We start from the raw sequence: 13,753 nt of genomic DNA on the forward strand, positions 1-13,753 counted from the left end.
TTAAGTGCATGCACATCTTTGGGCGTCGTTCTCTGAATATGATACTCTTGCACTTATTATTGCGCTACGCGCCAATCAAACTTTTGTCACAAAAAAGAAAATGATTTGTAAATCACATCCAGAATTAAGCATTACATCGCTCGCCTACTCAAAAGATGCAGCATTAACATGGTTTGCACCACTCTCTGGTTTGCCATGGGCAATGCTATTACGCTCGGCGGCAGAAAATCATCCAGATAACCGTTTTGACATTATCGTTGCTGATCCTTTAGCCACTATTGAATCAGAAAATGGGATAAGCAAGGTGTGTTATGCAAATGGTACAGAAGAAACGTATACCGATGATCCATTTGCATTAGTACAATCATTACAAGCGCAATTATTACCTGCAGTTAGCCCAATGATGACACTGCCATTTATTGGTGGGGCATTAGGCTACTTTAGTTACGATTTAGGTCGTCAGGTTGAAAATATCTCAACAATTGCTGAACATGACATTCCGCTACCTGATTTAGCATTAGGGATCTATGACTGGGCATTAATTGTTGATCATCAAGAACAAACGGTATCGCTAGTAGAGCCGCAAAGTGCCGAACGTCAAACATGGCTTGAACAACACCTTAGGGCATTCTCACAACAACATTCAGCAACAGATCCAAACCCTGCTGATAGCTTTTCTTTAACATCTGCTTGGTCATCCAATATGACCAAAGAGGATTACTGTAACAAATTTAACAAAATCCAAGATTATTTGTTGTCTGGCGATTGTTATCAAATCAACTTGGCGCAGCGCTTTTCTGCTAATTACACAGGCGATGAATGGCAAGCATATCTAACTCTTGAAGCAGAAAATGGAGCGCCATTCTCTGGTTTTATTCGCTTAAAACAAGGTGCGATTTTATCGGTATCTCCAGAGCGTTTTTTACAACTTCGTGATGGACTGATTGAAACTAAGCCGATTAAAGGGACTCGACCTCGTAGCAAGAATACCGTTCAAGATAATGCCAATGCCGTAGCTCTTCAAAATGCTGAAAAAGATCGTGCAGAAAACTTAATGATTGTAGATTTACTGCGTAATGATATTGGTCGTGTTGCCACCCCCGGTACAGTTCGAGTACCACATCTTTTTAAGATTGAAAGTTTTCCAGCCGTACATCACTTAGTGAGTACAGTCTCAGGCGAATTACCAGCAGATCATAGTGCGACAGATCTATTAAAAGCATGCTTCCCTGGAGGTTCGATAACAGGCGCCCCGAAAGTACGAGCGATGGAAATTATTGAAGAGTTAGAACCGCACCGCCGCAGTATTTATTGTGGCAGCATAGGTTATGTCAGTCGTTGTGGCACAATGGATACCAGTATTACGATTCGTACATTGGTGGCTAATGAACAGAAAATTCATGCGTGGGCTGGAGGCGGGATTGTTGCTGATAGTGATCCAGATAGCGAATATCAAGAAACACTCGACAAATTGAGTAAGATTCTGCCAACCTTACAATAGGTATTGATAAATGCATCACAATGATATTTAAAATAAAAAGCATTTAAGATGAAAACACCTTCATTTTACTAACGAGGTTTTATGGTTGGACAGCAGCAAATTTTAAGTCGATTTCTTCTTGCACCTAGTCAGCAATATGATCAAAACCATCAAGATCGAATCCGACAACATTGGGAAGACACATACCGATTTAAGCAAGCTGCTGTTTTGATCCCTCTCGTTCATCGCGAAAATGGTTTGAATGTTGTATTAACGCGTAGAGCAAAACATCTTAAACACCACCCAGGGCAAATTGCTTTTCCTGGCGGGCGATTTGAACCAACAGACGAAGATTTAATCGCAACCGCTATTCGTGAAACATTTGAAGAAACGAATATTACTTGTTATCGCAATGATGTGCATGGTTGCCTTTCTACCTTGCCGACCATGAGTGGTTATATGGTCACGCCTTTTATCGCCACAATAGGTTCCGATTACACCCCTATCGCAGATCCCAATGAAGTCGATTGCATTTTTGAGGCACCTCTGAACCATTTACTTAACCCAAACAATATTCGCCAATATAAATTCTTACTTAATGGCAATAATCACAGTGTATATAACATCCCCTTTGAGGATTATTCTATATGGGGTGCTACCGCTCAAATGATAAAGCTACTTTCAGATCAAATTTGGCATGATGATTTATAGCCTCTTAGCTGTTTTTTTAGCTTCTACCAAATTTAAAATTGTGAGCTAAGTCGTCTTTATTTGTACAACAAATAAAGACGACTTACATAACGGGATCTTTATCATTGTATTCCAGCCGTAAATAGCGAGAATGCACGTGTTCCTAAAACAACGTTCCGTTCCGTTCCCTTTTTTTGGATTACAAAAAATGCAAAATACATCGACCGCAGTTAAAACTGGTGTAGAAAAAACTCGTTGGACATACAAAGATTTCACATGGGCATTATCACTATTCGGCACAGCTGTAGGTGCAGGTGTTCTATTCCTTCCAATTAAAGCAGGTGCGGGCGGTTTTTGGCCGTTAGTTATTTTAGCACTGATTGCTGCACCAATGACTTGGCTTGCACATAAAGGCTTAGCACGTTTTGTTCTTTCAGCTAAAAACCCAAATGCTGACATTACTGATACCGTTGAAGAGCACTACGGTAAAACAGGTGCAAACCTTATTACATTCGCTTACTTCTTTGCTATCTACCCTATCGTTCTTATCTATGGCGTAGGTATTACAAACACTGTTGATTCATTCATGGTTAACCAGTTAGGTATGGATTCTGTTCCTCGCTGGCTACTATCGGGTGTCCTTATTTCATTAATGACAGCAGGTGTTGTATTTGGTAAAGAGCTAATGCTTAAGGCAACATCAGCAATGGTTTACCCTCTGGTTATCATTTTGCTTGCACTGTCTATTTACCTAATTCCTGACTGGAACATGTCAATGGTGTCTGTTGCACCTGATTGGTCATCAATGCCTACTGTTATTTGGCTAGCAATTCCAATCATCGTGTTCTCTTTCAACCACAGCCCAATTATCAGCCAGTTTGCAAAAGAGCAACGTCATGTATACGGTGAAAATGCAGCAAAGAAAACTGACATGATCACTGGCGGCGCAGCAATGATGCTAATGGGCTTTGTAATGTTCTTCGTATTCTCTGTTGTACTGTCTATGTCACCAGAGCAACTAAACATGGCTAAAGAGCAAAACATCTCTGTTCTTTCATACTTAGCAAACATTAAAGAGTCACCAGCAATTTCTTACTTAGGTCCACTGGTTGCATTTGCTGCTATCACTTCAAGCTACTTCGGCCACTTCCTAGGTGCACATGAAGGTCTTGTTGGTCTAGCGAAATCTCGTAGCAAAATGCCTATTGGTAAAATTGAAAAACTATCTCTAGCATTCATCGTTGTAACTACATGGATTGTAGCAATCATCAACCCAAGCATCCTAGGTATGATTGAAACAATGGGCGCACCAATGATTGCGGCAATTCTTTTCCTAATGCCAGTTGTTGCGATGCAAAAAGTACCAGCAATGGCGAAATACAAAACCTCTGTTGCAGCACGTGTTTTCACTGCTCTATGTGGTGTGGCTGCGATTACTTCAGTAATTTACGGCGCTTTTTAATAGCGCTGTAACCAGACGCGATACAAACACAAAAATACTTCTTTTTTGAAGCATAAAGTGTAAGAAAAGGTATAGCGTTCTGGTACAATAAACACAATCTATACGATAATTAAGAGCAGGATGCTAAACGCCCTGCTCTTGCTTTTTTAAGTACGCTCGCCAAGGAAGGGGCGAGTCATAAAACGCATACAGTCTTGGCCGGAGGCAAGAATCGCTTCCCCCGACTGAGGTAATAAACATGATCAGTGTTTTTGATATTTACAAAATCGGTGTGGGCCCTTCCAGCTCACATACTGTTGGCCCAATGAAAGCAGGTAAAGAGTTCATCGATGATTTACGTGCTATGGGTAAATTACGTGACATAACTAAAATTACTGTTGACGTATACGGCTCTCTTTCTCTTACAGGTAAAGGACACCATACTGATATTGCTATTATTATGGGTCTTGCTGGTAACAGCCCTGAACATGTTGATATCGATAGTATTCCAGGCTTTATTGCCCGTGTTGAAGAAACCGAACGTCTTCCTGTTGGTATGCATTGCCACACGGTAGACTTCCCACGTGATGGTGGTATGAATTTCCATACGACTAACCTTTCACTGCACGAAAACGGCATGTCTATTCATGCTTGGATTGGTGATGAGAACGTTTTCTCTAAAACTTACTACTCTATCGGTGGTGGTTTTATTGTTGATGAAGAAAACTTTGGTAAAACGCAAGAATCAAGTGTTGTTGCGCCTTACCCATTCAACTATGCCTCTGAACTGGTTGAGCAATGTAAAGAGCATGGTTTATCAATCAGCTCTTTAGTTATGGCTAACGAACGTGCAATGAACGCTGAAGATGAAATTAGTAATTACTTTGCTAACATCTGGAAAACAATGCGTGATTGTATGGAACGTGGTATGAACGAAGAAGGTATCCTACCGGGTCCTCTACGTGTTCCTCGTCGTGCAGCAGCACTTCGTCAACAGCTAATGACATCTGAAAAACTAAGCAACGACCCAATGACGGTTGTTGACTGGGTTAACATGTTTGCTTTTGCTGTGAACGAAGAAAATGCCGCTGGTGGTCGTGTTGTAACAGCACCGACAAACGGCGCATGTGGCATTATTCCAGCTGTACTTGCTTACTACGATAAGTTTGTTCAGTCAGTTGGCCCAAAAGAATACACTCGCTACTTTGCAGCTTCTGGTGCTGTTGGTGGTCTTTACAAGCGTAATGCTTCTATCTCTGGCGCTGAAGTAGGCTGTCAGGGCGAAGTTGGCGTGGCATGTTCTATGGCAGCTGCTGGTCTTGCAGAGCTTATGGGTGGTAGCCCTGAACAAGTTTGTATGGCTGCAGAAATTGCAATGGAACACAACCTTGGCTTAACGTGTGATCCTGTTGCTGGTCAAGTTCAGGTTCCATGTATCGAGCGTAACGGCATTGCGGCAGTTAAAGCAATTAATGCTACACGTATGGCACTTCGCCGCTCATCTGATCCACGTGTTTCACTTGATAAAGTCATAGAGACAATGCTTGAAACAGGTAAAGACATGAATGCTAAATACCGTGAGACATCTCAAGGTGGTCTAGCGATTAAGGTTATTTGCTAATCTTTAAGCGTTAACTGATTAGAAAAGCTGCTTTTAAAGCAGCTTTTTTTATACCTTTCATTTATAACGACGGCATGATAAATAGCATAATATCCCGTATATAGAGCATAAGACCTAAATTACTCATAATCACATATCAATATGTATCCATTTTATATAGATAAACATACTCAATATGATCAATAACAAAAGTTGAGTAGATTTCATCTATTCAACCGTTTCTTTTAGTCCTATACTCATGCGCATGTACCTTGGTATCAGCATATTCCAACATAGAATACCGGTACATATAGAACGGTCGCCTAATTATGGTGTGTAATGAAGGATTTATTTCCACTTTTAGAGAAGCAGTACTGGTATGAAATATAAGCGTATCCTCTCTCAGAGCCACGTAGTTCTAAAAGAGTTTTATGTCGACCACCACTTGATTGTAAAATTATCAAATGTTCAAGGTGATGTTCACATCAACGGTCATGCTATTGAATTAAAAAATAATAGTACTTTTGTCGTTCCTAAATTCAGTCATATCTCTTGCTCTATTAATCAGCTTAATAGCCAAGAAAATATTGAATTACAATTGTTGATGATTGATGAAGAATCTATCACTGAAGCGTTCAAATATATCAGTGCGTTAAAACAACCGACTTTCCCAACGGCGAGTTGTTCTCCTGTCTACACGATTCCAACACCTGCAATTGTGGATCAAAACTTCGTTCTGTTTAATAAATTACTGCCTTCGATATGTGGCTCTTCCATGGAAAAAACGCTGTTAAGCCAGTGTTTAGTATTTATTTTAATGGCATTAAATGAAGCAGGCATTGATGTCTTCAACGTTTACCGCTTCAACTATGATGAACCTAAAGAGCGAACTATTGCGCGTTTAATCACCCAAGATCCTCAACGCAAATGGAGTGTCGACGATATGGCTAAAGCGCTCTTTACAACGCAATCTACACTGCGTCGACATTTGGCAAAAGAAGGGGTTTCATTTAGTCAGTTATTGCTTGATGTTAGAATGGGCTTAGCATTGAACTACCTTACTTTTTCAAATTATTCTATTTCACAAATAGGTAATCGTTCTGGTTTTGGTAGTGCCGCGTATTTCTGCGATGCATTTAAACGTAAATATGGTATTACGCCTTCTCAGTTTAGAACAACATCACGTCAAGAAAATGATGTTAATCCTGAAGGCCACTTTACTTATAAACCTAACATTCAAATTACTGAATCTTGCTTCTAAATATTATTTCTATCACATGTGATAGCGTTATTTTTATAGATTTTAGATATAAAAAAACCTCGTTAATTAACGAGGTTTTTTGTCTCAATTCTTCGCAAAATTAAGCAGCTGCTTTTAGGCTTACTTGCTCAGTCTTAAGCTCACCAACAGGTAAGATTGTACGGCCGTATTCAGCATTTAATACTTGAGCCATTGCAAAATAAATTGCACTTAGACCACAGAAGATACCTTCAATTCCCGCGATGAAACCAATTGTTGTATTACCCGTAAAGTCACGAGCAGCTAACAAGAAGAATAAAATAGTTAGAGAACCAAAAACTACTTGTTTAGCACGAGGGTAACGCAAAGAACCGATAAACATAAATGCAGTAAATAGGCCCCAAAGTGTTAGGTACCAAGCCATGAATGGTGCAGGGCTTGCTGCAAAACCCATCTTAGGTAATGCGATAAGACCTACTAGCGTTAACCAAAATAAGCCATAAGAAGTAAACGCCGTTGTTCCAAACGTATCACCACGCTTAAAGCACATCATGCCTACAAGAACTTGACCTAGACCACCATAGAAAATACCCATCGCTAGGATCATTGAATCCAATGGAAAAAATCCAGCATTATGAATGTTTAAAAGAACGGTAGTCATACCAAAACCCATTAAGCCTAATGGCGCTGGGTTCGCTAATTTCGTAGACATGTATTTCCCCTGCAGGAGTAATTCAACAAAAATGATAAATCTTAAAATATAGATGCATGCTAAATGCGCCGCGAATTCTAATTGATGGTGCGATCCAGATCAATGGTTAACCACCGAAAAAGGCAATAAAGTGAGAAAAAATGAGAGTTCATCCGATTTTGTAAAGATTTTTAATAATAACATCTGTTGAATTTTGTTAGAGAATATGAATTCATGAATAACTATATACCAAATTAGAATAATGATACGCGATAACAATTTAAATAACTGATTTAATTGAAGTAAAAAACAATAAGAACATATAAATTCATTCTGATTCATTTAAAAAAGTAAGGTCTATAGATATTTTGAAATAGCAGAAACCATCTATTTGTCATATGAATGATGATATATAACTAAAAATAGATAACAAAATAGCACTTTCATCACATTTTATACCCTAAAGCGATAAAAACCATATTTTGAATGTAATGCTCATATTCAACCTCATGATCATCATATTCGTTAACTTATTTATTAACGTCTAATATCCCCTCTTTTTACTAACTATCAATTAACTCACACTCTTATAAACCGACTTTAACTAGCACCTTTATCTATATATTTATATGAGACAAGGCTTTCTTGTGATCAAATATCACCTTATACAAAATACATAGCAGATCACAAAAAATACCTACTTAGTTCATTGATATATGTAATAAAAGTAACTTTTTACTTACACATAACTTTAACATTCATGCACTAATCTGCTCTCATTCAAGAGGCACTGAAGCCCAAATAACATTCTTTCTAGGGGATTAGAAAATGAAAAAAGTAGCATTGGCATCGGCAATTTTAGCGTCATTAGCAGCAGGAACAGTAAACGCTGCAACTGTTTATCAAGATGATGATAAATCACTAAGTATTGGTGGTCGTGCTGAAGCGCGTTTTAACCTATCTGATGCAAATAAAGGTGAAGACGGCACTGGTAATGCTTTTAAAGATAAGAGCCGTGCTCGTATTAATCTAAAAGGTAAAGCAAAGATTACTGATCAAGTAACGGCTTTTGGTAAATATGAAGCTGAAATCTCTGATAGTAGTGATTCTACTGTAAAGAGTCGTTACGTATTTGCAGGGTTTGATACTCAGGCAGGTGCATTTTCTTACGGTAAGCAAGACTCAGCACAGGTTATGCTGACAGATTACACTGATATTCTTGCTACTTTCGGCGGTGACGGTGTTGATCTTGTTGACGGTAACAAAGATAAGCGTGAAAACAACTTTTTATACGCTGGTGAATTCAATAATTTCACAGTTTCAGCTAACTACATTGCTGAAAACAATGATGCTGAAAAAGATTCAGACAGCTATGGTATTGCAGCACAATATGCCTTCCCATTTGGTCTATCTCTAGGTGCAGGTTATGTTAGTGGCAAAGATGGTGTTGACGTTGATGCTAACCAATATAACTTAGCAGCAAGTTACGAGTTTAATAACTTCTACGCAGCTGGTACTTATGCGAGTGGTGAAAATGGTAATACCGATCTAACAGGTTATGAGTTAGCAACTGCTTACAAAATGGGTCAATTTGTCGTTCAAGCAGCATACAACTTTAAGCAATCTGAAAACGGTGGCGTAAAAACTGACAAGGTAGATTACTTTGCGTTAGATGGTGTCTATAAGTTCAATAAAAACCTACGTACTTATGCAGGTTACCTATTTAACCAAATTGATGGCGAAGATGACGAATTACAAATGGGTATTCGTTACGACTTCTAAGTTTTGCCATAAACGGTAATAAAAGCCAAGCCTCGTGCTTGGCTTTACTCTTTAACGTCGCCCCGCCTTGAAATATATCCCACCATCGATTTTCTCTATTGCTCTAACAGGCAAATCCCCCTTTCTCTATCAATAAACACACGTTATAGTAACAACATAATTTTGCAGGAGAGATTTTATGTTCGTAGTTATTTTTGGTCGCCCAGGTTGCCCATTCTGTGTACGTGCTAAGGAATTAGCAGAAAAAATTAAAGTAGAACGCGACGACTTTAACTTCCGTTACGTTGATATTCATGCGGAAGGTATCAGTAAAGCGGATCTAGAAAAAACGGTAGGTAAACCAGTTGAAACTGTGCCACAGATCTTCGTTGATCAAGAGCACATTGGTGGCTGTACTGAGTTTGAAGCTTACTCTAAAGAACATAATCTACTGTTCCAATAAAAAATAATTCAATTTGTAAAAGGTCGACATTGTTCGACCTTTTTTTATCTCTATTTTATTACTTACTGACAACGTAAATGAACAGTATTTTTAACGTACAGTAATCCGTTTTATTTTCGATTTTTAAAGAATACACAATCAAAAGTTATTAATACTAACTTTCAACATTTTTTTAGAATATACGCTATAACACTCTGGAAAAATCAGCTAGAATTTGACAACTTTTACTTCTCCACTATGTCGGAAATTCTGTTGTGAACATTGATGTAGCAGCACTTCTACACCATAATGATATTTTATTACTCTTTGTTGTCCTTGCCGTAGGTTTAAGTATTGGCAAAATACGCTTTGGTAAGATGAGCTTAGGTAATTCTATTGGCGTTTTAGTCACAGCACTGCTGTTTGGTAATGCTGGTTTTACTTTTGATACTGACGCTTTAAATATTGGCTTTATGCTGTTTATTTTTTGTGTAGGTATAGAAGCGGGTCCAAACTTTTTCGGCATCTTTTTTCGAGACGGTAAGCACTACCTTTTACTTGCGCTCGTCGTTCTGCTTTCCTCCATCGCGATAACCATGACAATGGCGCATTATCTACATATGGATATTGGCCTTGCGACAGGTTTAATGGCAGGTTCATTAACGGCAACGCCAGTATTAGTGGGCGCTAAAGACGCATTAAATACGGGTCTATCAGGCATTACCGATCCAGCAATGATTAAACAGCTTACAGAGAGTTTAAGTGTTGGTTATGCGATGTCCTATTTAGTGGGTTTAGTGAGCTTGATATTCCTTGCTAAACTTATGCCTACACTACAAAAACAAAATCTTGCTGAATCATCACAACAAATTGCACGTGAACGAGGTATTGGTGAAGTCGCACAGCGAAAAGTTTACCTACCAATTATTCGCGCATACCGTGTTGGACCAGAACTGATTAATTGGATTGATGGCCGTAACCTTCGTGAATTAGGTATCTACCGCCAAACCGGGTGCTATATCGAACGTGTACGTCGTAACGGCATTTTAGCGAACCCTGATGGTGATGCGATTTTACAAGAAGGTGATGAAATTGCGCTAGTAGGTTACCCTGATAGCCACGCACGTCTTGATCCTAGCTTCCGTAATGGTAAAGAAGTTTTTGATCGTGATTTATTAGACCTTCGCATTATTGAAGAAGAAATCGTGGTAAAAAACGATGGTATTGCCGGCAAACGTTTATCAGAACTGAACCTTTCAGAGTACGGTTGTTTCTTAAACCGTGTGGTTCGTGCTCAAATCGAAATGCCGATGGATCACAATATTCTGTTAAACAAAGGTGATATTCTGCAAGTTAGTGGTGAGAAAAGTCGTGTTCATGGTTTAGCAGAACGTATTGGCTTTATTTCAATCCACAGCCAGATTGCAGATTTATTAGCTTTTTGTTGTTTCTTTATCATAGGGTTACTGCTTGGTTTAATTACCATGAAGTTTGGTCATATCGCGTTTGGTTTAGGTAGTGCTGCAGGTCTGTTAATTGCAGGTATTACACTTGGATTTTTACGTGCAAACCACCCTACTTTCGGTTATGTCCCTCAAGGGGCATTAAATATGGCGAAAGATTTAGGCTTGATGGTCTTTATGGTTGGTATTGGCTTAAGTGCTGGCTCTAACCTTTTTGAATCCATTGGTCATATCGGTTTAACTGTTTTTGTCACCAGTTTAATGGTAAGTGTGATCCCAGTGGTTTTAGCTTATCTGTTCGGTGCTTATGTGCTGAAAATGAACCGTGCACTACTTTTTGGTGCCATCATTGGCGCGCGTACTTGTGCCCCAGCTATGGATATGATCAACGCTCATGCGCGTAGTACTATTCCTGCTTTAGGTTATGCAGGTACCTATGCTATCGCCAACGTATTGCTCACTATTGCAGGTACGTTAATTATTATTCTGAAGTAATTATTAGCTTTAATACCGCTATTTCTAATAGGGGCTGATTAATGAGTTATCTCATGAGTCAGCCCCTATTCAGTCAAGATACCTACACTAAGACCTATAGCGTTAATTTGTTATTAATCAAACCTTTTAGTTAATGGCACACCATAGCAATGTGACTTATAAATCCCCATTCTGCTATAACGCTCAAATTTTAAGTTTATGGCAATGATAAATAATGCGGATAATTGCAATATTTCGTACCATAGATATTTATAACTATAATCAGCAACCTTGGGTGCTTTAATTTATGCGAATTCTTATTGTCGAAGACGATGCAATCCTTAGCCATCACTTAAAATCTCAACTCAGTGAATTAGGCAACCAAGTTCAGTGTGCAAACACAGCAGAAGAAGGTTTATTCTTTGCTGAAAACTACCCCAATGATATTGCGATTGTTGATATTGGTTTACCCGACCGTGATGGGATCAGTTTAATCAAAGACATGCGTAAAAAGGGGCTTCGTCTTCCCATTCTTATTCTTACTGCGCGTTCAAATTGGCAAGACAAAGTTACAGGGCTTGAAGCTGGTGCTGATGACTATCTCGTTAAGCCATTCCAAAAAGAAGAGATGGTTGCTCGCTTAAGCGCACTCGTTCGCCGAAGCGCTGGTTTTGTAAAGCCAGAAATGACCGCAGGTGATATCCGTGTTGATCTCCTCGCTAAGCAAGTTTATGTTCATGAAACATTATTAGAGTTAACCGCTTTTGAATATGACTTACTTGAATATCTCATGCGCCATAGCCGTCAGGTTGTGTCAAAACAACGCTTACTCGATGTGTTATATGAAGATCAAGAAGGCGATCCTAATACAATCGAAGTTATGATTAGTCGTCTACGTAAAAAATTCACTAAAACAGGCCAAGATAATCCAATATCAACCATTCGTGGTCAAGGGTATATTTTTGAACTTAATGCCCAATGAATAAACTTATACAGCCGCGTTTAAGACGTCGAGTTTTAATCACCTCTGTAGCTATTATTGCTTTAGTCACATCGGCCTTAGCCGGTGTGATTAATAAGCTTTATTCTCAAAGCTATATGGCTTCATACTCTTCAGAGCTTGTCGCTCAAATGCCCATGGTTGTTGCTCAACTTAACCGTGCAGGCTTAATTAAAGATGTTGATAAGTGGATTGATTCTCTTGATCCATCAGATACCGATTATATTGCCGTAGTGTGCGATCAAGCAGATAACACCACATGGTTATCTCATGAAGCCAATAAAGCGAATTTAAAAGATGTTTGTCGTTATCTGCCAGAAGAAATACCAACCCCTACCCTAATAAAAATGGGTGATGATAAAGGCTATATCGCTTATAACCTCAGTCGAGATAAAGAAAATGGCAACATTTATCAGCTCGTAGTACTACGTTCTGCAAATGATTATGAAAAATCATTAGAAAAACTCCACCAACGTACAGCATTTTATCTCGGTCTGTTTGTACTTATTGCGGTTGCATTTCTTATTGCTGCCTTTCACTGGGGATTTCAGCCGTTACGTAAGTTAGCCTCTCAACTCGATCAAATGGCAGAAGCGAAAAGAGAAAAACTCGATAATGATTATCCAATGGAGCTGCAAGAAGTAACTAAAGCAGTTAACCGATTAAATCGTATCAGCAGTGATCAAAAAGGACGTTACCGCCATGCGATGGATGATCTTGCCCATAGTTTAAAAACCCGTTTAGCGGCAACAAATGCATTATTGGATGATAAAACGTTAGAGCGTCACGAGCTAAATCAACGCATTATGGAGCAAATCAGCCAAATGGATGATCTTGTCCAATATCAGCTCAAACGTGCAATGGTGGGTCAGCAAGGGCTACAAAAAAGTAATTCTCAATTAATGCCAGTTGTTAATAGCCTTAGTTTAATGCTCAGCAAAATCTATGCAGATAAACAAGCTCAATTGCATTACCACTTCAATGAAGATGTTATGTTGCCGCTAAATAAAGATGATTTAATGGAATTATTTGGCAACATGCTCGAAAACTCATTCCGTTTTTGTATTAGCCAAGTGCATATTACTGTGACAGAAACCAACACTCACTTTACCATTAAGATTGAAGATGATGGCCCTGGTGTCAAACCGGATATGAGAGAGGCGATATTTCAACGAGGAGTACGTTCAGATCAGCTAAACCCAGGCCAAGGTATTGGTTTATCGGTGTGTAATGAAATTATCGATAGCTATCAAGGGACTATCTATGTTGAAGATTCGCCATTAGAAGGGGCTGCATTTATTATTACACTGCCAAAACTTAATGATTAAGAAATATTAAAAATTTATGACAGACCGAATAATTGAATGTACGGCACTGAAACGCCAAAAAATTGACACTTATTCGTAGACATTAAATTTATAATATTTAAAACTATCACTAGTAATTTATTAATAGCTTGGAGAGTTAATAA

At 38.8% G+C, this 13,753-nt stretch carries 11 protein-coding genes; 10 read left to right on the forward strand and 1 reads right to left on the reverse strand.

Features of this window, described 5'->3' with window-relative positions:
- Positions 1–4: 4 nt before the first annotated feature.
- The 5 genes from pabB (at position 5) to BTO08_RS07340 (ending at position 6,472) form a co-directional block, all read left to right on the forward strand.
- Positions 5–1,501, forward strand: a complete 1,497-nt coding sequence (pabB, locus tag BTO08_RS07320; protein ID WP_105060490.1) for an aminodeoxychorismate synthase component I — start codon at positions 5–7, stop codon at positions 1,499–1,501.
- A gap of 81 nt (positions 1,502–1,582) precedes the next feature.
- On the forward strand, positions 1,583–2,191 hold the full coding sequence (locus BTO08_RS07325) for a CoA pyrophosphatase (protein ID WP_105060491.1): 609 nt from the start codon (positions 1,583–1,585) through the stop codon (positions 2,189–2,191).
- A 187-nt stretch (positions 2,192–2,378) separates the two neighbouring features.
- A complete protein-coding gene (locus BTO08_RS07330; RefSeq protein WP_105060492.1) occupies positions 2,379–3,632 on the forward strand; it encodes an aromatic amino acid transport family protein in 1,254 nt (417 codons plus the stop codon).
- Between the two features lie 238 nt (positions 3,633–3,870).
- Positions 3,871–5,232, forward strand: a complete 1,362-nt coding sequence (locus tag BTO08_RS07335) for an L-serine ammonia-lyase (protein ID WP_005367064.1) — start codon at positions 3,871–3,873, stop codon at positions 5,230–5,232.
- Between the two features lie 358 nt (positions 5,233–5,590).
- On the forward strand, positions 5,591–6,472 hold the full coding sequence (locus BTO08_RS07340) for an AraC family transcriptional regulator (RefSeq protein WP_045127163.1): 882 nt from the start codon (positions 5,591–5,593) through the stop codon (positions 6,470–6,472).
- Between the two features lie 100 nt (positions 6,473–6,572).
- On the opposite strand, the gene BTO08_RS07345 is transcribed toward BTO08_RS07340, so the two are convergent.
- Positions 6,573–7,163, reverse strand: a complete 591-nt coding sequence (locus BTO08_RS07345; RefSeq protein ID WP_005367053.1) for an acetate uptake transporter — start codon at positions 7,161–7,163, stop codon at positions 6,573–6,575.
- Between the two features lie 807 nt (positions 7,164–7,970).
- Between BTO08_RS07345 and BTO08_RS07350 the strand changes: the two genes are divergently transcribed.
- The 5 genes from BTO08_RS07350 to BTO08_RS07370 all read left to right on the forward strand — a co-directional run bounded on the left by BTO08_RS07350 (position 7,971) and on the right by BTO08_RS07370 (position 13,610).
- Positions 7,971–8,924 (forward strand): porin, encoded by a 954-nt coding sequence (locus BTO08_RS07350; RefSeq protein WP_105060493.1) that lies wholly within the window; start codon positions 7,971–7,973, stop codon positions 8,922–8,924.
- 178 nt (positions 8,925–9,102) lie between these two features.
- Positions 9,103–9,366: a GrxA family glutaredoxin gene (locus BTO08_RS07355; RefSeq protein ID WP_006645951.1), complete on the forward strand. Its 264-nt coding sequence runs from the start codon at positions 9,103–9,105 to the stop codon at positions 9,364–9,366.
- A gap of 254 nt (positions 9,367–9,620) precedes the next feature.
- A complete protein-coding gene (locus BTO08_RS07360; RefSeq protein ID WP_105060494.1) occupies positions 9,621–11,303 on the forward strand; it encodes an aspartate:alanine antiporter in 1,683 nt (560 codons plus the stop codon).
- Positions 11,304–11,589: 286 nt separating this feature from the next.
- Positions 11,590–12,264, forward strand: a complete 675-nt coding sequence (locus BTO08_RS07365; protein WP_005367047.1) for a response regulator — start codon at positions 11,590–11,592, stop codon at positions 12,262–12,264.
- Complete coding sequence (locus tag BTO08_RS07370; RefSeq protein ID WP_105060495.1) at positions 12,261–13,610, forward strand: ATP-binding protein; 1,350 nt, start codon at positions 12,261–12,263, stop codon at positions 13,608–13,610. The genes BTO08_RS07365 and BTO08_RS07370 overlap by 4 nt, the downstream gene beginning before the upstream one ends.
- Positions 13,611–13,753 lie beyond the last annotated feature (143 nt).

It is taken from the genome of Photobacterium angustum, assembly GCF_002954615.1.
In the GTDB taxonomy this organism is placed as follows: domain Bacteria; phylum Pseudomonadota; class Gammaproteobacteria; order Enterobacterales; family Vibrionaceae; genus Photobacterium; species Photobacterium angustum_A.

Coding starts and splice junctions, on each gene's coding strand:
- BTO08_RS07365 (WP_005367047.1), top strand. CDS start 11,590: ATGCGAATTCTTATTGTCGAAGACGATGCAATCCTTAGCCATCACTTA.
- BTO08_RS07330 (WP_105060492.1), top strand. CDS start 2,379: ATGCAAAATACATCGACCGCAGTTAAAACTGGTGTAGAAAAAACTCGT.
- BTO08_RS07340 (WP_045127163.1), top strand. CDS start 5,591: ATGAAATATAAGCGTATCCTCTCTCAGAGCCACGTAGTTCTAAAAGAG.
- BTO08_RS07350 (WP_105060493.1), top strand. CDS start 7,971: ATGAAAAAAGTAGCATTGGCATCGGCAATTTTAGCGTCATTAGCAGCA.
- BTO08_RS07335 (WP_005367064.1), top strand. CDS start 3,871: ATGATCAGTGTTTTTGATATTTACAAAATCGGTGTGGGCCCTTCCAGC.
- BTO08_RS07355 (WP_006645951.1), top strand. CDS start 9,103: ATGTTCGTAGTTATTTTTGGTCGCCCAGGTTGCCCATTCTGTGTACGT.
- BTO08_RS07370 (WP_105060495.1), top strand. CDS start 12,261: ATGAATAAACTTATACAGCCGCGTTTAAGACGTCGAGTTTTAATCACC.
- BTO08_RS07345 (WP_005367053.1), bottom strand. CDS start 7,163: ATGTCTACGAAATTAGCGAACCCAGCGCCATTAGGCTTAATGGGTTTT.
- BTO08_RS07325 (WP_105060491.1), top strand. CDS start 1,583: ATGGTTGGACAGCAGCAAATTTTAAGTCGATTTCTTCTTGCACCTAGT.